General features: G+C 66.3%; 18 protein-coding genes. 1 reads left to right on the top strand and 17 read right to left on the bottom strand.

The genetic code is table 11. The features are described from left to right. The first annotated feature begins 113 nt into the window (after positions 1 to 113). On the top strand, positions 114 to 1022 hold the full coding sequence (locus tag AC19YX_RS10965; RefSeq protein WP_500606239.1) for a LysR family transcriptional regulator: 909 nt from the start codon (positions 114 to 116) through the stop codon (positions 1020 to 1022). A gap of 15 nt (positions 1023 to 1037) precedes the next feature. Here AC19YX_RS10965 and AC19YX_RS10960 read toward each other — a convergent pair whose 3' ends face one another. The 17 genes from AC19YX_RS10960 to AC19YX_RS10880 form a co-directional block, all read right to left on the bottom strand. Further along, the gene (locus AC19YX_RS10960; protein ID WP_500606238.1) at positions 1038 to 1475 is read right to left on the bottom strand and encodes an excinuclease; all 438 of its coding nucleotides are present in this window, start codon (positions 1473 to 1475) and stop codon (positions 1038 to 1040) included. 267 nt (positions 1476 to 1742) lie between these two features. Further along, a complete protein-coding gene (locus AC19YX_RS10955) occupies positions 1743 to 2189 on the bottom strand; it encodes an excinuclease (protein WP_078469465.1) in 447 nt (148 codons plus the stop codon). A 72-nt stretch (positions 2190 to 2261) separates the two neighbouring features. Then, positions 2262 to 2708, bottom strand: a complete 447-nt coding sequence (locus AC19YX_RS10950; RefSeq protein ID WP_078469466.1) for a hypothetical protein — start codon at positions 2706 to 2708, stop codon at positions 2262 to 2264. Positions 2709 to 2735: 27 nt separating this feature from the next. Next, positions 2736 to 3962 (bottom strand): beta-ketoacyl-ACP synthase, encoded by a 1227-nt coding sequence (locus AC19YX_RS10945; RefSeq protein WP_078469467.1) that lies wholly within the window; start codon positions 3960 to 3962, stop codon positions 2736 to 2738. After that, on the bottom strand, positions 3962 to 4690 hold the full coding sequence (fabG, locus tag AC19YX_RS10940) for a 3-oxoacyl-ACP reductase FabG (RefSeq protein ID WP_078469468.1): 729 nt from the start codon (positions 4688 to 4690) through the stop codon (positions 3962 to 3964). Before fabG ends, AC19YX_RS10945 begins: the two co-directional genes overlap by 1 nt. Beyond that, positions 4683 to 5147 carry a hotdog family protein gene (locus AC19YX_RS10935; RefSeq protein ID WP_078469469.1) on the bottom strand — a complete coding sequence of 155 codons (465 nt, stop codon included), beginning with the start codon at positions 5145 to 5147 and terminating at the stop codon, positions 4683 to 4685. The genes fabG and AC19YX_RS10935 overlap by 8 nt, the downstream gene beginning before the upstream one ends. Beyond that, a complete protein-coding gene (locus AC19YX_RS10930; protein WP_500606237.1) occupies positions 5144 to 6340 on the bottom strand; it encodes a beta-ketoacyl-[acyl-carrier-protein] synthase family protein in 1197 nt (398 codons plus the stop codon). Before AC19YX_RS10930 ends, AC19YX_RS10935 begins: the two co-directional genes overlap by 4 nt. After that, positions 6337 to 6822, bottom strand: a complete 486-nt coding sequence (locus tag AC19YX_RS10925; RefSeq protein WP_078469471.1) for a DUF3261 domain-containing protein — start codon at positions 6820 to 6822, stop codon at positions 6337 to 6339. The genes AC19YX_RS10930 and AC19YX_RS10925 overlap by 4 nt, the downstream gene beginning before the upstream one ends. Beyond that, positions 6819 to 7577 (bottom strand): class I SAM-dependent methyltransferase, encoded by a 759-nt coding sequence (locus tag AC19YX_RS10920; RefSeq protein WP_201129143.1) that lies wholly within the window; start codon positions 7575 to 7577, stop codon positions 6819 to 6821. Before AC19YX_RS10920 ends, AC19YX_RS10925 begins: the two co-directional genes overlap by 4 nt. Beyond that, complete coding sequence (locus AC19YX_RS10915; protein WP_078469473.1) at positions 7574 to 8821, bottom strand: NAD(P)/FAD-dependent oxidoreductase; 1248 nt, start codon at positions 8819 to 8821, stop codon at positions 7574 to 7576. The genes AC19YX_RS10920 and AC19YX_RS10915 overlap by 4 nt, the downstream gene beginning before the upstream one ends. Further along, complete coding sequence (locus AC19YX_RS10910; protein ID WP_500606236.1) at positions 8808 to 9983, bottom strand: cation:proton antiporter; 1176 nt, start codon at positions 9981 to 9983, stop codon at positions 8808 to 8810. Before AC19YX_RS10910 ends, AC19YX_RS10915 begins: the two co-directional genes overlap by 14 nt. Then, positions 9977 to 12319 carry an MMPL family transporter gene (locus AC19YX_RS10905; protein WP_500606235.1) on the bottom strand — a complete coding sequence of 781 codons (2343 nt, stop codon included), beginning with the start codon at positions 12317 to 12319 and terminating at the stop codon, positions 9977 to 9979. Before AC19YX_RS10905 ends, AC19YX_RS10910 begins: the two co-directional genes overlap by 7 nt. Next, positions 12303 to 12923, bottom strand: a complete 621-nt coding sequence (locus AC19YX_RS10900; protein ID WP_078469476.1) for an outer membrane lipoprotein carrier protein LolA — start codon at positions 12921 to 12923, stop codon at positions 12303 to 12305. Before AC19YX_RS10900 ends, AC19YX_RS10905 begins: the two co-directional genes overlap by 17 nt. Beyond that, complete coding sequence (locus tag AC19YX_RS10895; protein ID WP_078469477.1) at positions 12920 to 13345, bottom strand: acyl-CoA thioesterase; 426 nt, start codon at positions 13343 to 13345, stop codon at positions 12920 to 12922. Before AC19YX_RS10895 ends, AC19YX_RS10900 begins: the two co-directional genes overlap by 4 nt. Beyond that, on the bottom strand, positions 13335 to 14882 hold the full coding sequence (locus AC19YX_RS10890; protein WP_078469478.1) for an HAL/PAL/TAL family ammonia-lyase: 1548 nt from the start codon (positions 14880 to 14882) through the stop codon (positions 13335 to 13337). The genes AC19YX_RS10895 and AC19YX_RS10890 overlap by 11 nt, the downstream gene beginning before the upstream one ends. Next, on the bottom strand, positions 14863 to 15798 hold the full coding sequence (locus tag AC19YX_RS10885; protein WP_078469479.1) for a lysophospholipid acyltransferase family protein: 936 nt from the start codon (positions 15796 to 15798) through the stop codon (positions 14863 to 14865). The genes AC19YX_RS10890 and AC19YX_RS10885 overlap by 20 nt, the downstream gene beginning before the upstream one ends. Beyond that, the gene (locus tag AC19YX_RS10880; RefSeq protein ID WP_078469480.1) at positions 15795 to 16529 is read right to left on the bottom strand and encodes a glycosyltransferase family 2 protein; all 735 of its coding nucleotides are present in this window, start codon (positions 16527 to 16529) and stop codon (positions 15795 to 15797) included. The genes AC19YX_RS10885 and AC19YX_RS10880 overlap by 4 nt, the downstream gene beginning before the upstream one ends. Between the last annotated feature and the right edge of the window lie 24 nt (positions 16530 to 16553).

The following is a 16553-nucleotide window of genomic DNA, read 5'->3' as shown; positions in this document are numbered from 1 at the left end:
AGGGGGGATGCGCAGCCGGTCAGGCAATGGAAAAAAGCATATAGCTGGCTAATGATTCTTTCCAATATATTGTTCGACCTGTTTGATAGGTTGTACGACCTAATGGAGTCTTTATGGAATTGCGTCATCTGCGCTACTTCATCGCGGTGGCCGAAGAGCTGCATTTCGGCCGCGCCGCGCAGGCCTTGGGGATCTCCCAACCCCCGTTGAGCCAGCAGATCCAGGCACTGGAACAGGAGATCGGGGCGCGGCTGTTCGAGCGCACCAACCGTCGGGTCGAACTCAGCGAGGCCGGGCGCCTGTTTCTCGAAGAAGCACGGCTGGTCCTGGCCCAGGTGGATAAAGCCGCCGATGTGGCCCGTCGCGCGCAACTGGGGGAGTTGGGGGAACTGAAGATCGGTTTCACCTCGTCGGCGCCCTTCAATTCCAATATCCCCCAGGCGATCTTCGCCTTTCGCCAGCGCTTCCCGGCGGTGCACCTCAACCTGCGGGAGATGAGCAGCACCCAGGTGGCGGATGCGTTGGTGGACCAGTCGATCCAGGTCGGCCTGATGCGACCCTTGCCGCTGCCTGACTCTTTGAGCGTGGTGGAGTTGCTGCGCGAGCCGCTGGTGGCGGTCCTCAGTGCCAAGCACCCGCTGGTGACGGGCAGCGAGGACGGCCTGCCATTGTCGGCGCTGGCCCATGAGCCGTTTGTGTTCTTCCCGCGCAGTTATGGCAGCGGCCTGTACGCGCAACTGCTGAGCCTGGCCCGTGATGCCGGGTTCACCCCGCATTTTGCCCAGGAGGCGGGCGAGGCCATGACCATCATCGGCCTGGTGGCGGCCGGGCTTGGGGTCTCGGTGTTGCCGGCGTCGTACCAGCGCATGCGCATCGACGGCGTGGTCTATCGCCGGCTGCTGGACCCGGAAGCGGTGTCGGCGGTATGGCTGGTACAGCGCACCGATCAGGCTTCGCCGATGGCCAAGGCCTTTGTCGAATTGCTCACGCGCAAGACCGAAAGCCTGGCAGGGCGGGCCTGATCGCCGGCCGGCAGGTTATTGCAGCCGCACCAGGTCGCCGCGCAACGCCACGCCGGCCATCAGCACTCCGGCATGGCACTCGTAGGTGTTGAGGTCCTTGCGCACCTGGTGCTTGTAGTAACTGACGATGTTGGTCACGGCGTTGGCCCCGGCCTTCTTGGCAGCGGCCTGCAAGGTGATCAACGCCGATTGCAGCACCCATTCGCAGGCGTCGTTGTCGCTCTTGTTGAAGCCGTTGGTCTTTTTGTTGGTGGCGACGTCGCTTACCAGTAGGCGCATCGGTCCTGCCGGCTGGTTGCCGGCCAGGTAGAACTGCACGCTGCCGTCCAGGCGTCCGGCGCGGATCGCATCGGCCACGACTTTCTCGAAGGGCATGTACAGCAGGTTGGTGGCGTGCCCGGTGTCGGGCAGCAGGCTGAGCAGGGCAACGGCGAACAGGGCTTTGATAGGCATGGTCAGCTCCTTGACGTTGAAGGAGAACCGCGATCATCCGCCGGCCCGGAATGCGTTTGGACAAACGCCGTGACGGTCACCTCGCAGTTCGCGCCGGCTGCAATGGGTCAGCTCGCTGTTGCGAGTGTAGACCGGGATTTGCCCCGCGCCGTAGCCGCTGCCGAGGCCCGAGGCTGCGCTGGCCCTCACAGCCGCCGTGGTTGCTTTGGCTGGCGGCAGCAACAGAAAGGGCGCCCTGAGGCGCCCTGGATGCAGCAGGGGCTTGGCTTACTGCACTTTGGCCAGGTCGCCGCGCAACGCTACGCCGGCCATGACGGCGCCGGCGTGGCACTCGTAGGTCTTGGCGTCTTTGCGTTCGTTGCTTTTGTAGAAGCTGGCGATGTCGGTCACGGCATTGGCGCCGACTTTTTTCGCCGCCTGGTGCAGGGTGATCAGCGCCGACTGCAGGGCCCATTCGCAGGCCACTTCGTCAGATTTGTTGAAGGCGTTGGTTTTCTTGTTGGTCACGGCGCCCGGGCTGATGACCGAGACCTTGCCCGCCGGCTTGTTGCCGGCCAGGTAGAACTTGACGCTGCCGTCGATCTTGCCGGTGGCAATGGCTTCGGCGACGACTTTGTCGAATGGGAGGTACAGCGCGGTGTCACGGGCCTGGCTGATGCCGGGCAGGGTAGCGAGCAGCAGGGTGGCGGCCGCGGCCAGGGTCTTGATTTGCATGGTGGTCTCCTTGACGTCTAAGGGGGGCAAAGCACAAAGGTGCAGCCGCCGCCCTGGGGCGACGGCTACAGATCAGTTCGGCGCAGGGATGGCCTGGGCCGCGTCGGACAGCTGTTGCGCGGTGCGTTCGTTCTGGTTGTCACGCAGCTCGCGCAGGATGCCCTTATCCAGCAGGCGCACCCAGCGGATGTAGTTCTTGTGGATCTTGCCGTCCTTGTAGTCCAGGTCACGGCTGTCGCGGTAGACGATCTTGTAGAAGCTGGCCGAGTACTCGATGTCGATCTCGGCATGGAATTCCTGGCGCACGGTGATCTGCGCCTGGATCAGGCCGGGGCTGATGCGTTGCACCTCCCACTTGCGGGCCACCAGGTTTTTCAGGATGGCCTGTTTGACCTGGTCCTGGTCGGCGGTGATGGTCGCCGGGATGACGCGGTTCGGGGTGTACATGCGTTTGCTGGTGCAGGAGACCGTGGTCAGCAGCGCCAGAACGATCAAGGTTGCGCGAAGCAGGGAAGACATTCCGTTTTCTCCAGTGGGGTGGGGCGGTTACGACCAGCGGCGGAAAATCAACGACGTGTTGACCCCGCCAAAGGCAAAGTTGTTGTTCATCACGTACTGATGGCTCATCTGCCGGAACTCGCCGCGCAGGTAGTCCAGTTCGCCGCAACGGGGGTCGACCTCATCGAGGTTGAAGGTGTGCACGTACTGGTCGCGGTTGAGCATCTCGATGCTGAACCACGACTCCAGGGCGCCGCAGGCACCCAGGGTGTGGCCGAGGAAGCTCTTCTGCGAACTGATGGGCATGCCGCTGCCGAACAGGCTGCTGGTGGCCAGGGTTTCGGCAATGTCGCCCTGTTCGGTGGCCGTGCCGTGGCCGTTGACGTAGCCGATGGCGGACGCCGGGATGCCGGCGTCTTCCAAGGCCAGCTCCATGGCCCGGCGCATGGTGGTCTGCTCCGGCCGGGTGGTGTGCTGGCCATCGGCGTTGCTGCCAAAACCGACGATTTCCGCGTGGATGTGCGCACCGCGCGCCAGGGCGTGCTCCAGTTCCTCGAGCACCAGCATGCCGCCGCCTTCACCGATCACCAGCCCGTCGCGGCCGCTGTCGTAGGGCCGAGGACTGGTTTGCGGGGCGTCGTTTTTCAGGCTGGTGGCGTACAGCGCGTCGAACACCATGGCTTCGGTGGGGCACAGCTCTTCGGCGCCGCCGGCGAGCATCAGCGGCAAGCGTCCGAACTTGATCGCCTCATAGGCGTAGCCGATGCCCTGGCTGCCGCTGGTGCAGGCGCTGGAGGTGGGAATCAGGCGCCCGGTGAGGCCGAAGAAGATGCTGATATTGGCCGCCGTGGTGTGGGGCATCATGCGCACGTAGGAGTTGGCGTTCAGGCCTTCTGCCACCGAGTTCAGCAGCATGTTGCCGAAGGCCTTGATCTCGTCGGTGCTGCCGGTGGACGAGCCACAGGCCACGCCCATGCGCCCGTCCTTGATCGACTCGTCGCCCAGCAGCCCGGCGTCGGCCAGCGCCTGCTCGGCGGCGCCCACGGCCAGGCGCGAAACCCGGCCCATGCTGCGCAATTGCTTGCGGGTCCAGTGGGCCGGAACCTTGAAGTCATCGATCGGCCCCGCCAGGCGGGTGTTGAGTTCGGTAAAGCGATCCCACTCGTCCATGCGCCGGATGCCGCTGCGGTTGGCGCTGAAGTTGCCGGCGATGGTGGCCCAGTCGCTGCCCAGGGAGGTGATGCCGGCCATGCCGGTGACGACCACGCGTTTCATCAGCACAGGCCTCCGTTGACGGCCAGCACCTGGCGCGTGATGTAGGACGCTTCGGCTGACATCAGGAAGTTCACCGCACTGGCGACTTCTTCCGGGGTGCCCATGCGTTGTGCGGGGATCATTTTCATCAGTTCCTCCACCGGGACATTCTCGTCGAGCATGGCGGTGTCGATCAGGCCCGGGGCCACGCAGTTGACGGTGATCTTGCGCTTGCCCAGCTCGATGGCGAGGGCCTTGGCGGCACCGATCACACCGGCCTTGGAGGCGCTGTAGTTGACCTGGCCACGGTTGCCGATCAGCCCGGAGACCGAGGTGATGCAGACAATGCGCCCGGCGGCGCGGCGCCGGATCATCGGCATCATCACCGGGTGCAGCACGTTGTAGAAACCGTCGAGGTTGGTGCGCAGCACGTCGTCCCAGTCGTCCTCGGTCAGGGCCGGGAAGGCGCCGTCCCGGGTCAGCCCGGCATTGAGTACCACGCCGTAGTAGGCGCCGTGGGTGTCGACGTCGGCTTCAAGAATGGCCTTGCAGGTGGCGCGGTCGGCGACGTCGAATTGCAGGATGCGCGCATTGCGCCCCAGGGCCTGGACTTCGGCCTGCACCGCCTGGGCCTCGGCGAGGCCGGTGCGGCAGTGCAGCACCAGGTCATGCCCGGCCTGGGCCAGGCGCAGGGCGATGGCGCGGCCGATACCACGGCTGGAGCCGGTGACCAGTACGGATTCAGTCATGGCGGGGTTCCTGTGTTTCGTCGAGATAGTGGGCCGCGTGCGGCGGGCGGAACACGTTGAGGCGAGCGCTGGCCTGGATGCCCGGGCCGCTGAGGTGGCACTCGAATACGCCCATGCCGTTGTCGTCTTCCAGGGAGCGCAGGGCGTGGATGCGCAGCTCGCTGCCGGCCGGAAAGTGTTCCACATTGCATTCGAATTTGCGCGTGCCGAGCAAAAAGCCCAGCTCCACGGCCTGCCCTTGCTGGCGTGCGCGGCAGCCGGCATAGGCGGCCACGCTCTGGGCCATCAGCTCGATACCGAGCCAGGCCGGCAGGCTGCCGTCGGCGCGGTTGAACAGGCCACCGGGCTTGACGGTGAGGCGGGTGTGGATCTGTTCTTCATCGAACCCCAGGACCTGATCGATCAGGATCATGTCGCCCGCGTGGGGCAGCAGTTCGGCGAGTGGCCAAGGGATCATGGGGCGTCTCCGATAATCAGGCTGACGTTGTTGCCGCCGAAGGCAAAGGAGTTGCTCATCAGGCAGCGCGGTGCGCCCGTGGCCAGGCGATCGGCGCTGCCGACCCAGCGCAGGGCGGGCAATTGCGGGTCGGGCTGGGCGTCCCAGACATGGGGTGGCAGGGCCTGTTGCCGATTGTCGGCGGCCAGGCTCAGCCAGCAGAAAGCGGCTTCCAGGGCCCCGGCGGCGCCCAGGGTGTGGCCGCTCATGGGCTTGGTCGACGAGCAGGGCACGCCTTCGGGAAACAGCTCGGCCACGGCCAGGCTTTCCATGGCGTCGTTGTGCTGGGTGGCGGTGCCGTGCAGGTTCAGGTAACCGATCTGCTGCGCTGCCAGGCCGGCACTGCTCAAGGCCTTGCGCATCGCTTGCAGGGCGCCCCGGCCGCTGGGCTCGGGCGCGGAAATATGGTGCGCATCGGAACTCGCGCCGCCGCCCAGCAGGGCGATGGGCTGCTGCGTGCCGGATTCTCTGCTCATCAGGAACAGCACCGCAGCCTCGCCGATATTGATCCCGTCGCGGTTGACCGAAAACGGGTTGCAGCGCTGGTCACTGACGGCTTCCAGCGCCGAAAAACCATTCAGGGTCAGTTGGCACAGGCTGTCGACCCCGCCGCACAGCACCGCGTCGCACAACCCCAGGTCGAGCAGGCGCCGGGCGCTCATCAGGGCCCGGGCGCTGGAGGTGCAGGCGGTAGAAATTACGTAGGCCGGACCGCTCAGTTGCAGCCAGTCGGCGAGAAAGTTCGCCGGTGCCCCGAGTTCCTGCTGCTGGTAGTCGTAGTGGGCCGGGAAGTGCTGGTCGCGCAGGTAATGGGCGATGCCACGGCTGGCTTCGTCGATGCCCGAAGTACTGGTGCCCAGCACCACGCCAATGCGCCCCGGGCCGTAGGCCTGGATCGCCTGGTCGATGTCGTCGCGGATCTGCAGCGCCGCCTCCAGCAGCAGCTGGTTATTGCGACTGTGCTGGCGGCTCAGGTGCGCAGGCAGGGCCGCCAGCGGGCCCTTGACCGCCGCCACCGGCAGGCTGCGCTCGGGCACCCAGCCGGCTTCGTCGCGCATGCCTGAGCAGTCACCGGCAAACAGGCTGCGGGCCACCTGTTGTTTGTCCCGCCCGAGGGCGCAGATCAGCCCCAGGGCGTTGAGGTAGGCCGTCATGGCGCGCGCTCGGCGGTCAACGGGCTGACGTGGTATTGCAGGCCTTGAGGCAGGTTCAACTGGAAATCCAATGGTTGGCGATAACGGAGCTGCCAGCGCGGGGCGAGGCTGCGTTGCTCGCCCCGGGCCTGCGCAGCGGGGTAATTCTCGGACAGCTCGGCGGCTGGCGTCAGGGCAAACAGCAGCGCGGCGAACAGCTCCCGCGCTTCGGGGTTGGGTGGCAGCAGGCCATCGGCCTGCCACTGGCCATCGATCAGGCGCTGGCGGGCCAGGGGAATGCCCAAGGGGTCCATCAGCGACCAGCGCAGGCCGGCGCCTTCGGCCTGGATCACCAGCAGCCAGTCCTGGCGTTGCGCTGCCTGCTCACGCTCGATGTGCAGCTGCAACGGCAGGGCCAGGCTCGGGGTTTTTGCGGGCAGCGGCGCCTGGCTGGCGCAACCGGCCAGCAGCAACAGGCAACCCACCAGCAGGGCGCGGATCATGCCGGCTGCCCTGGCGCGCAGTGCTCGTCCAACGGCTTGCGCGCCACCACGTTGACCAGGGTCTCTTCACGCTGGCCAAAGGGTTTCGGGCGGCGCAGGCCGAAGCGTTCCAGCAGGCCGAAATCCGTCGAACGGCTCCACCACAAGTAGGGGTAGGAGACGTTCTGCGGGGTGAACTCGAAGCCCTGGTTGCGGATCATGTCCAGGTACTGGGCGGCGCTTTTCTGCACGTGCATCGGGTGGCGGAACAGCCAGCGAATGACCCAGGTGTCGATGTAGGCCTCGGTGGACTCGGCAAACAGCAGGTAGCCGCCGGGCTTGAGCACCCGGTAGAACTCGGCCAGGGCTTTGTCCTGCTCCACCAGGTGGTGGAAGGTCTGGTGGCAGAACAGCAGGTCGACGCTGGCGTCCGGTACGTCCAGGGTCGCGCAGTCGCTGCCGATCAGTTCCACCTGCATGCCCTGGCGCGCCGCTTCCTGGGCGCTCAGTTCCAGGCTGTGGGGGTCGGCATCCAGGCCGATCAGGCGCTGGGGCGCGAACACCTGGCGCAGGTGCTGGAACGACTTGCCCTGGCCGCAACCGGCGTCGAGCAGCACCGGGTTGCCGGGCAGGTCGCGGGTGAACAGCGAGCGCAGGTCGTTGATCGCCACCCGCAATACATGGTGCTGCCAGGTGTGGCTGCGCAGGAACCAGAAGCCGAAGCGGGTTTCCTCGACGTACTTATCGCTCAGGTACTGTGGCTGGGGACTGCTCATGCCACCTCCGTCGCGCAGATTTCCGAGAGCATGCGCAGGCGGCGCTTGGGTTCGCTGACAAACGGGTTGCGCTCGTCCCAGGCGTAGCCGGCGAGGATCGAACTGATCATGCGGCGGATTTCCGGCGAGCTGCCGGGGTGGAAGATCACGTCCTGGAAGGTCCCGGCGTACCAGCCTTCGACGTAGCAGCGGAAGGTGTCGACCCCGCGCTTGAGCGGCTCGGCAAACTCGAGCTGCCAGTCGACGCTTTCACCTTGCAGCTGACGATGCAGCACGGCGGCGGCCATGCTCGCCGAACGCATGGCGATGGTGACCCCGGAAGAGAACACCGGGTCGAGGAATTCCGCGGCATTGCCCAGCAGGGCGAAGCCCGGGCCGTGCAGGCTCTTGACGTTGGCCGAGTAGCCGCCGATGGTCCGCGCCGGGGTGTCCCATACCGCGTTGGCCAGGACCTTGGCCAGGCTCGGGGTCTCGGCGATAAAGCCGCGCAGGCACTGGTCCAGGTCCTGGTCGCGGCCGACAAAATGTTCCTTGGCCGCGACCACGCCCACCGAGCACCGGCCGTTGCTGAAGGGGATGCTCCAGAACCAGATGTCGCGCTGGGTCGGGTGGGTGGTGACGAGGATCTTTTCCCGTTCGAAACCGGGGTGGTCGATGCGGTCTTCAACGTGGGTGAACACCGCCTGGCGTACCGGGAAGTTCGACGGCGCCTCCAGGTCGAGCAAGCGTGGCAGGACCCGGCCATAGCCGCTGGCATCGAGTACGAAATGGGCCTCGACCTGGTACTGGCTGCCGTCTTCGCGGCGCACTCCGAGCTGCGGCTGGGGCAGGCTGAAGTCGGCGCTGACGATTTCTTCGCCATAGCGCACTTCAACCCCTTGCAGCGCCGCCTGGTCGGCCAGCAACTTGTCGAAGTCGCCGCGCTGGACCTGGAAGGTGGTGGGCTTGCCGTTGCTGAAGGTGTCGCCGAAATCAAAGGCGCTGTAGCGCTCGCCCCAGGCGAAGGCCGCGCCGTTCTTCAGTTGGAAGCCGGCGGCTTGCACGGCTTCGAGCATGCCCGCTTCCTCGACGAAATCCAGGCAATGGGAGAGCAGGCTTTCGCCGATGGAGAACCGCGGGAAATGCTGGCGCTCGATGATCAGCACGTCGTGGCCCTTGCGCTTGAGCAGGGCGGCGGCAATGGCGCCCGATGGGCCGGCGCCGATGACCACAACCTGGCGGCGTTCCATTTCAACTGTTGGCACTGGGGCTCCTTGCCGGTTCGGCGATGTTCAGATTCAGAGGGACCAAGGGGGTTCGATGCATGCCGGCTACTGCCGGCAGCAGGGTCGCGATCAAGCCCATCAGCATCAGCGCAAAGTACAGCGCCGGGCTGATCAGCTGTTGTTGCAGCAGCAGGTTGAGAAACACGATCTCGCTCAGGCCGCGAATATTGAGCAGCAGGCTTTCCCGCCAGCGGCTGGCACCGGCGAAGGACGCACCGGCCCAGCCCAGGCCCAGCCAGTTGCCGGCCAGCTTGCTGGCAATCGGCACCAGCAGCAGGGCGCCCAGTTGCAGCCAGCTCAGGCTGTCCATGGCGCTGTGCACGTTGATCTGCACGATGCCAAACGTCAGGATCAGCGGGATGGCGATGTAGGTCTGCAAACGGCTCATCCAGGCTGCCTGTAACGGCAGCACCAGCGCCACCTTGAGGGCGGCCATGCACAGCAGGTAACCGATGCCGAAAATCAGCGCATTGAGCTTGTAGTGCTCGGCCACCACCAGCAGCGCAAAGAAGCCCAGGCTGTACAGCAGCGGCTGGCGCAGGCCGAGCAGGCGCAGGAGCAACGGCAGGCAGGCGCCGGCCAGGGGCAGCAGCAGGCTGGCCAGGTGCAGGCTGCCCTGGGCGATGGCGAACAGGCTCCAGCAGGTCAGGTCGATCAGGATCGCGGTCTGCACCAGGCGTCGAGTGGCGGCGGCCGGGTAGTTGATATGGCGCAGGTACAGGTAGAGCACCGGGATCGCGGTGATCGCAAACAGCAGGCCCACTGCCAGGGAGCTCAGCCACGGCTGCGGCGGCAGCAGCCAGAAGGCGATCGCCAGGCCGCAGGCGAAGGGGATGAGGAAACTCGGCAGGGCGATCTTCAGGCTCTGGCGGTCCAGGCGCAGGTCGATCACGTCGCTCAGGATATGCCCCAGCAGCAGGGCGAAGCTCAGGCTGTAGAGGTTTTTCAGCCACACCGGGGACACCAGTTGGGCGCCGCTCAACTGCCAGTGCGGCTCGATCCACAGCAGCATCAGCAGGGGCAGGCCGAAGGTTGCCAGCAGCAACTGACTGACGATCGGGATCAGGCCCAGGCGCCGACCGACGGCGGTCGCCAGGGCAAACAGCGCCAGGGCCAGGCACCAGAACAGGGCGATCAGCATGGGCTTGGCTCCGTCACCTTGGCGTGGTGTTGCTGCTGCCCGGCCCAGGGCGCGAGCATAAAGCTGAAGGCCAACCCAAGGCTGACCGACAGCCCGAAATTGCTCACCGCCGGGGTGCTGGAGATGGCCAGCAAACCGAACGACAGCCAGGTGGTCAGGGCCGCCAGCAGGGTGCCCAGCAGGCTGACGGCGGCGCCGCCGATCTGCTCGCGCATCAGGATGGCGTAGTCGACGCTGATGGCGGTCACCAGCAGCAGGCCGAACAGGCTGAACAGGGTCAGCGGTTGCCCCAGCCAGCCGAGGCTGGCCAGGCTGCACAGGGCCGCCAACAGCGGCAGGGCGACGATGCGCAGGGCCCCGCCAAGGCCGAACGGCAGAATCAGCAGCAACACGATCAGCACGCAGGAGGCGAGTTTGAGTTCGGCGGCACTGATCTGGGTTGCGGCAAAGACTTTATTCAATTCGCCAAGCCGGTCCACCAGTTGCACCCCGGGCAGGTCCTGGGCCTGGGCCCGCAGCAGGCCGGCATCGTTCAGCCCTTGCAGGCTGACCATGGCCGCCACGCCCTCGGGGCCGGCGCCCAGCCACAGTGTGCGGTAGGGTTCGGCCAGCGGGCCGCCGAGGGCGGCATCGATGTCCTGCACCGGCAGCGCCTGCAACTGGGCCAGCTCGGCCTGCAGGGCACTGGCCGGCACGCCGAGGTCCAGCAGCGGCTGCCAGAACTGCGGCAGGCGCGTGAGGGCCTCACGCAGTTGCTGTTGGTCGCTGGGCAGGTTGACCAGTTGATTGAGCGCCAGGTAACCCTGCAACTTGCCCTGCTTGACCAATTGCCCCAGGCGCTCGCCCAGGGCTTGCTGGCGTTCGAGCAATTGCTGCTGGTCGGCGGCGCGCACCAGGAAGAACTGGCTGGTGGGCTGATAGCCGGTGATGCGGGCAATGGCCTGGGCTTCGTTGAGCAACTGCGGCGGTGCACCGACCCACTGGCGAATATCGTTTTTGCTGGTCAGCTGCCACAGCCCGGCGGCGCAGAACACCGCCAACAGTGCCAACAGCACCGGGCTCGGCACTCGCCGCAGCAGGGCTTCGCGCAGTTGCAGCAGGCACTGCGCAACCCGCAGCGGCCATTGCGCCGGGCGCAGGTCAGCGCCCTTGAGCAGGGCCGGCAGCAGGCACACCGCCGACAGGTAGGCGCCGAGCAGGCCAGCCGCGGAGAACACGGCGATCTGGGTCAGGGCCGGGAACGGGGTCCAGGCCAGCGCCAGGTACCCGATGCAACTGGTGGCCAGGCTCAGGCTCAGGCCCGGCAGGGTCAGGCGCAACGCCGGCCAGCTGTGCCAGGGTTTCAGGCTCCAGCTCTTGGACAGGTAATGCAGCGGGTAGTCGACCGCGACGCCGATCAGGCTCGAGCCCAGGACCAGGGTCATCACATGCATATGGCCGAACAGCGCCACGCAGGCCACCGCGCCAAACAACATGCCCACCAGCACCGGCACAAACGCCAGCAGCACCCGCAGCCGGCGGAACGCCAGGAGCAACAGCAGCAGAATGCCCACGGTCGCACCGCCGCCGACCCAGGTGATTTCCCGGGTGGCTTGCTGCTGGCCATTGGCGGCGTACAGCAGGCCGCTGGCGGCCAGCAATTGCACATCGGCCTGGCTCGCCTGTTCGCGGCTTTGCCGGAGCAGCTCGGCCACCTGCAACGGCAGGCTCATATCAAAGGCGTTGCCGGTGGTGCGCGCCCGCAGCAGGACCCAGCTTTTGCCGTCGGCGTCGGCCACCAGGGCGCCGCTGCCGATGTCCAGTTGCACTGCGCCGCATTGCGGTTGGCTGTTCTGGATGCGCCCGGTAAGGCCCAGCCAGTCATCCTGGCTCGGCACCAGGCTGAACCCGGTAAAGGGGTCGAACAAGGCTTGGACCCGCTGCTGGATAAAGGCCGCGGGGTGTTCAATCAGTTGTTGCCGGTCGGCCGCCGAGAGCATCGCCAGCCGGCCTTGCAGCAGTTGGCTGCGCAGTGCCGGAAGGTCGGCTTGCAGGTTCCACTGGACCTTTTCGAACAACCCGCTGGCCTGCCAGCGCTCACCCAGTTGCTGGGCCATGGCCACCGCCTGCTGACGCTCGGCATGGCCCACCAGCACCAGCATTTCGCGGTTCAGCGGCTCTTGCATGCGCTGCTCGGCCTTGAGCTCCAGGGCGTCCGGGGCAGTGCCCGGCACCAGCTCCATCAGGTTGGCCGACAACGGCGCACCCTGGCGCCATTGCCAGCCGGCCAGGGCCAGCACCGCCACCAGCAGGATCAGGAACAGCCTGGGCAACCAGCGCTCACTGGGCAAAGTCATGTTGCTCCGCTGCGCTCAAAGGTTGGCTGCTGGTGCTGTCGCGCATCTGCAGCAGGGTGCTGTCGCCCTGGGTTTCCAGGAGTTCGATGCGCTGCACCAGGGCACCGCCGTCGATATTGATCTGGGTGAACACTTGCTTGAGCAGCAGCGAGCGCGGGGTCAGGGTCAGTTTCCAGTCCTGGGCGTCGCCCGCCAGCTTGAGTTCGAAGTCGCGCTGCAGGCCGCTGCTGTCGCCTTGCAACACCGCGAGGAACAGGCGGTTCTGCTCGGCGCCGGCACTTTTGCCCGGGAGCATCTGCCAGCCGTTGGCGTCACGCCGGGCGATGCCCTGGCCGGTGATGCGGTAGTCCTGTTGCAACGGCGTTTTCAGCAGCCAGAGCAGGCCGTGGTCCTTGGCCAGGACGAACGTGCCCTTGCTGGTCAGGGGCTGGGGCAGGGCCCGCAGGTGCTTTTCCTGGATGAAGTTGCCGTGGATGACCTCGGGCTTGGCCAACTGCTCGCTGAGTTGTTGCAGGTCGAAGGCCTGGGCCAGGGAACTGAACCCCAGCAGCACCAGGCCCGACAGGGCCACCCTGGCCAGAGGCAGGAAATTCAACCGGCTCATAGCAGCACCTTGGCCACGGCGTCGGTAAAGACCCGGGGCGAGGCCAGTTGCATCTCGCGGCTGGCCATGTCCACCGCGACCTGCACCGAGCTGGCGCGGGTCAGGCGTTCGCCGCTGGCGAGGTCGGTGATCAGGTAATTGATCTTCAGCCGGTTTTCCCACTCCACCAGGCTGGCGCGTACGTTCAGGGTCTGGCCGAACACCGCGCCGCGCACGTAGCGCAGTTGCAGGTCGATCACCGGCCAGGCGTAGCCCGACTCGACCATGGCCGTGTAGTTGTGGCCGATCCGATCGAGCAAGGCGCAGCGGGCGACTTCCAGGTATTTGACGTAATGCCCGTGCCAGACGACGTGCATGGTGTCGACGTCGAAAAACGGCACCAGGATCTGGGTGTCGGCGTGCAGCACTCCCTTACTGCGCATGCAGCCTCCAGTGTTGCTCGGCGATGCGTTGCAGGCACAGGCGCAGTTCGCCTTCCAGGGCGCGGTCTTCGATCACCGGCGGGAAATCCTTTGCCAACTCTGCATGCATCGCAGCCAGGGCCGGAGGCAAAGGCCGCGCATCGGCGGACTGGGCGCGCAGCCACACACCCTGGTTGGCTGCCAGCAGGGTGGCGGCGGCGACCTGTTCGGTCAGCTCCAGCACGCGAATCGCGTCCCGGGCGGCGATGGTGCCCATGCTCACCTTGTCCTGGTTGTGGCACTCGGTGGAGCGCGAGAACACGCTGGCCGGCATGGTGTTTTTCAGGGCTTCGGCGGTCCAGGCACTGGTGCCGATCTGCACTGCCTTGAAGCCGTGGTTGAGCATCGCGCGCTCGGCGCTGGCGCCGGACAGGTTGCTCGGCAGGCCGTGGTTGTAACGCACGTCCACCAGCAGCGCGAGCTGCCGGTCGAGCAGGTCGGCGACGTTGGCCACCAGGGTCTTGAGGCTGTCCATGGCGAACGCAATGTGCCCGCCGTAGAAATGCCCGCCGTGCAGCACGCGCTCGGCTTCGGCGTCGATGATCGGGTTGTCGTTGGCGCTGTTGAGCTCGGTCTCGATAAACGCGCGCAGCCAGTTCAGGCTGTCGGCCAGCACCCCCAGGACGTGGGGCGCGCAGCGCAGGGAGTAGCGGTCTTGCAGGCGATGCAGCGGCGCGGTCGGTGCGTCGATGGCCAAATCCTGGCGCAGCCAGGCCGCCACTTGCATCTGCCCCGGGTGCGGCTTGGCGGCGAACAGGCGCTCGTCGAAATGCTCGGGGTTGCCTTGCAGGGCTACTACGTTCAGCGCGGTGATGCGGGTTGCCAGTTGCAGCAGGTAATCAGCGCGGGCGAAGGCCAGGCAGGCCAGGCCGGTCATCACCGCGGTGCCGTTCATCAACGCCAGGGCTTCTTTGGGGCGCAGCACCAGCGGGTCCCAGCCCAGTTCCCGGTGCACGTCGGCGGCCTGACGGCGTTCGCCACGGAACAGGACTTCACGCTCGCCGGACAGGGTCGCAGCCACGTAGGACAGCGGCGTCAGGTCGCCGCTGGCGCCGACCGAGCCTTCTTCCGGGATCAGCGGCAGGATGTCGTGTTCGAGAAAAGCCTGCAGGCGCTCCAGCAGCTCGACCCGCACCCCGGACACGCCGTGGCACAGCGACTGCAAGCGCGCCGCCAGTACCGCGCGGGTGGCCTGGGCATCCAGCAGCTTGCCCAGCCCGCACCCGTGGAAGGTGTACAGGTGGCGCGGCAGGGCCTCGACGTGTTGCAGCGGCACCGCGACCACGCAGGAGTCGCCGTAGCCGGTGGTGACGCCATAGATCACGCCTTCCTTGTCGAGCAAGGAGTCGAGAAACTGCGCGCCCTTGGCGATGCGCTGGCGAAACCCGGCATCACCTTGCAGTTGCACGGGCACCTGACGGTTGGCCAGGGCCAGCACGTCTTCGATGCGCAAGGGGAGTTCGCCGAAGGTTACCGGCTCAAGCGGATGCGTCGTCATCGGTCTTCCAGAATGGGTAAAAGTTGAACCACTGTTGCGGCGCTTCGAGGCAGTACTGGCCCAGGCGTTCGGCGTAGCGGGCGGTCCACTGGGCGATCACTTGCTCGCGGTCGCTGCGTTTCCAGGCCACGGCGTCGGTGAAGGGCTCGAGGATCACCCGGTAGCGACCCTGATGCTTGAGGCACAGCAGCAGGTTGACCGGGCATTTGAGCAGCCCGGCCAGCAGCCACGGGCCTTGGGGGAATGCCGCCGGATGGCCGAGGAAATCCACCCGTACATTGCGTCCGCCGTGCAGCGGCACGCGGTCGCCGGCAATCGCCAGCCACTCGCCGCGGTCCAGGCGCTGGCTCAGTTGCAGCATGATCGCCGGGTCCAGCTCGCTGACCTGGATCAGCCGCAGGTTGGTGGCCCCGGCCTCGCCCAGCAGGCGGTTGAAACGTTCGGCGTGCTTGGTGTGCACCAGCACGTTCATGGTCACCTGCTCACCGAGTTCAGCCAGGGCGCGGCAGACTTCGAGGTTGCCCAGGTGCGCGCCCACCAGCATCTGCCCGCGTTCGCCGCGCAATTCGTTGCGCAGCAGCGCCGGGTCGACAATCTCGATCTGCTCGATGCGCAGCTTGCCGTTCCACACGTCGAGCTTGTCCAGCAGGGCGTCGGCAAAGGCCATAAACTGGCCGAACACCCGACGCTGGGTCGGGCGCAGTTCGTTGCGTCCGCTCCAGTCGGCGAGCCGTTGCTGATACTGCCAGGCGCTGTGTCGGGCGTTGCGGCCGAACAGGAAAAAGTACAGGACGATGGCGTACAGCACCGGGCTCAGCACCCGCCGCCCGAGGATCCTGACCCCGAATGCGGTGAGCTTCATCAGCCAGAAGCTGCCGCGTTCTTCATGCTCGGCCCAATGCTGTTGCTGGCTCATGCTCGCCACCGTCGCCAGAGGATCTGCGGCGCCCGCAGCAACATGCCGAAAAACAGCCGGGTGTGCATGCTGGAAATCAATGCGTTGTCGTGCAGCAGGCGAAAGTGCGAGAGGCCGTCGGTGGGGTAGTGGACCTTGGTCGGCAGCCAGCGCATCGGCTGATTGCGCCAGGCCAGGCGCACCAGGACTTCGGGATCGAAATCCATGCGCTTGCCGAGTTTGACCGAATCGATCAGCGCCAGCACTGGCGGCAGCGGGTAGACCCGGAAGCCGCACATGGAGTCGGGAATCTGCAACGACAGGCTGTTGATCCAGACCCAGACATGGGTCAGGTAACGGGCATACAGGCGGCCCTTGGGCACGCTGCTGTCGTACTGTGGATAACCGCAGATCAGCGCCTCGGGGTGGGCGCGGGAGCTGGCGATAAAGTTATCCACATCGCGCAGGTCGTGCTGACCGTCGGCATCCACCTGCAGGGCGTGGCTGAAGCCCAGGCGCGAGGCCTCGCGCAGCCCGGCCATGACCGCGCCGCCCTTGCCCTGGTTCAGTGCCAGGCGGATCAGGAACACCTGCTCGCGCTTGGCCAGTTGTTCCAGGACCGCCGCGCAGGCCGGGCTGCTGGCGTCGTCCACCAGCACGCAGGGCAAGCCACCGGCGAGCAGGGCTTCGACCACCGCCGGCACCGCGCCTTCGTGGTTATAAACCGGAATCACCGCACAGGGCTTATGCATCGACCGCCCCCTGCCGCAGGCTGC

Source organism: Pseudomonas sp. MF09150, assembly GCF_059862355.1.
This window is presented reverse-complemented; position numbering and strand designations above follow the sequence as displayed.

Coding starts and splice junctions, on each gene's coding strand:
- AC19YX_RS10905 (WP_500606235.1), bottom strand. CDS start 12,319: ATGACTTTGCCCAGTGAGCGCTGGTTGCCCAGGCTGTTCCTGATCCTG.
- AC19YX_RS10900 (WP_078469476.1), bottom strand. CDS start 12,923: ATGAGCCGGTTGAATTTCCTGCCTCTGGCCAGGGTGGCCCTGTCGGGC.
- AC19YX_RS10955 (WP_078469465.1), bottom strand. CDS start 2,189: ATGCAAATCAAGACCCTGGCCGCGGCCGCCACCCTGCTGCTCGCTACC.
- AC19YX_RS10930 (WP_500606237.1), bottom strand. CDS start 6,340: ATGACGGCCTACCTCAACGCCCTGGGGCTGATCTGCGCCCTCGGGCGG.
- AC19YX_RS10935 (WP_078469469.1), bottom strand. CDS start 5,147: ATGATCCCTTGGCCACTCGCCGAACTGCTGCCCCACGCGGGCGACATG.
- AC19YX_RS10895 (WP_078469477.1), bottom strand. CDS start 13,345: ATGCGCAGTAAGGGAGTGCTGCACGCCGACACCCAGATCCTGGTGCCG.
- AC19YX_RS10960 (WP_500606238.1), bottom strand. CDS start 1,475: ATGCCTATCAAAGCCCTGTTCGCCGTTGCCCTGCTCAGCCTGCTGCCC.
- AC19YX_RS10885 (WP_078469479.1), bottom strand. CDS start 15,798: ATGAGCCAGCAACAGCATTGGGCCGAGCATGAAGAACGCGGCAGCTTC.
- AC19YX_RS10945 (WP_078469467.1), bottom strand. CDS start 3,962: ATGAAACGCGTGGTCGTCACCGGCATGGCCGGCATCACCTCCCTGGGC.
- AC19YX_RS10880 (WP_078469480.1), bottom strand. CDS start 16,529: ATGCATAAGCCCTGTGCGGTGATTCCGGTTTATAACCACGAAGGCGCG.
- AC19YX_RS10950 (WP_078469466.1), bottom strand. CDS start 2,708: ATGTCTTCCCTGCTTCGCGCAACCTTGATCGTTCTGGCGCTGCTGACC.
- AC19YX_RS10965 (WP_500606239.1), top strand. CDS start 114: ATGGAATTGCGTCATCTGCGCTACTTCATCGCGGTGGCCGAAGAGCTG.
- AC19YX_RS10925 (WP_078469471.1), bottom strand. CDS start 6,822: ATGATCCGCGCCCTGCTGGTGGGTTGCCTGTTGCTGCTGGCCGGTTGC.
- AC19YX_RS10920 (WP_201129143.1), bottom strand. CDS start 7,577: ATGAGCAGTCCCCAGCCACAGTACCTGAGCGATAAGTACGTCGAGGAA.
- fabG (WP_078469468.1), bottom strand. CDS start 4,690: ATGACTGAATCCGTACTGGTCACCGGCTCCAGCCGTGGTATCGGCCGC.
- AC19YX_RS10910 (WP_500606236.1), bottom strand. CDS start 9,983: ATGCTGATCGCCCTGTTCTGGTGCCTGGCCCTGGCGCTGTTTGCCCTG.
- AC19YX_RS10890 (WP_078469478.1), bottom strand. CDS start 14,882: ATGACGACGCATCCGCTTGAGCCGGTAACCTTCGGCGAACTCCCCTTG.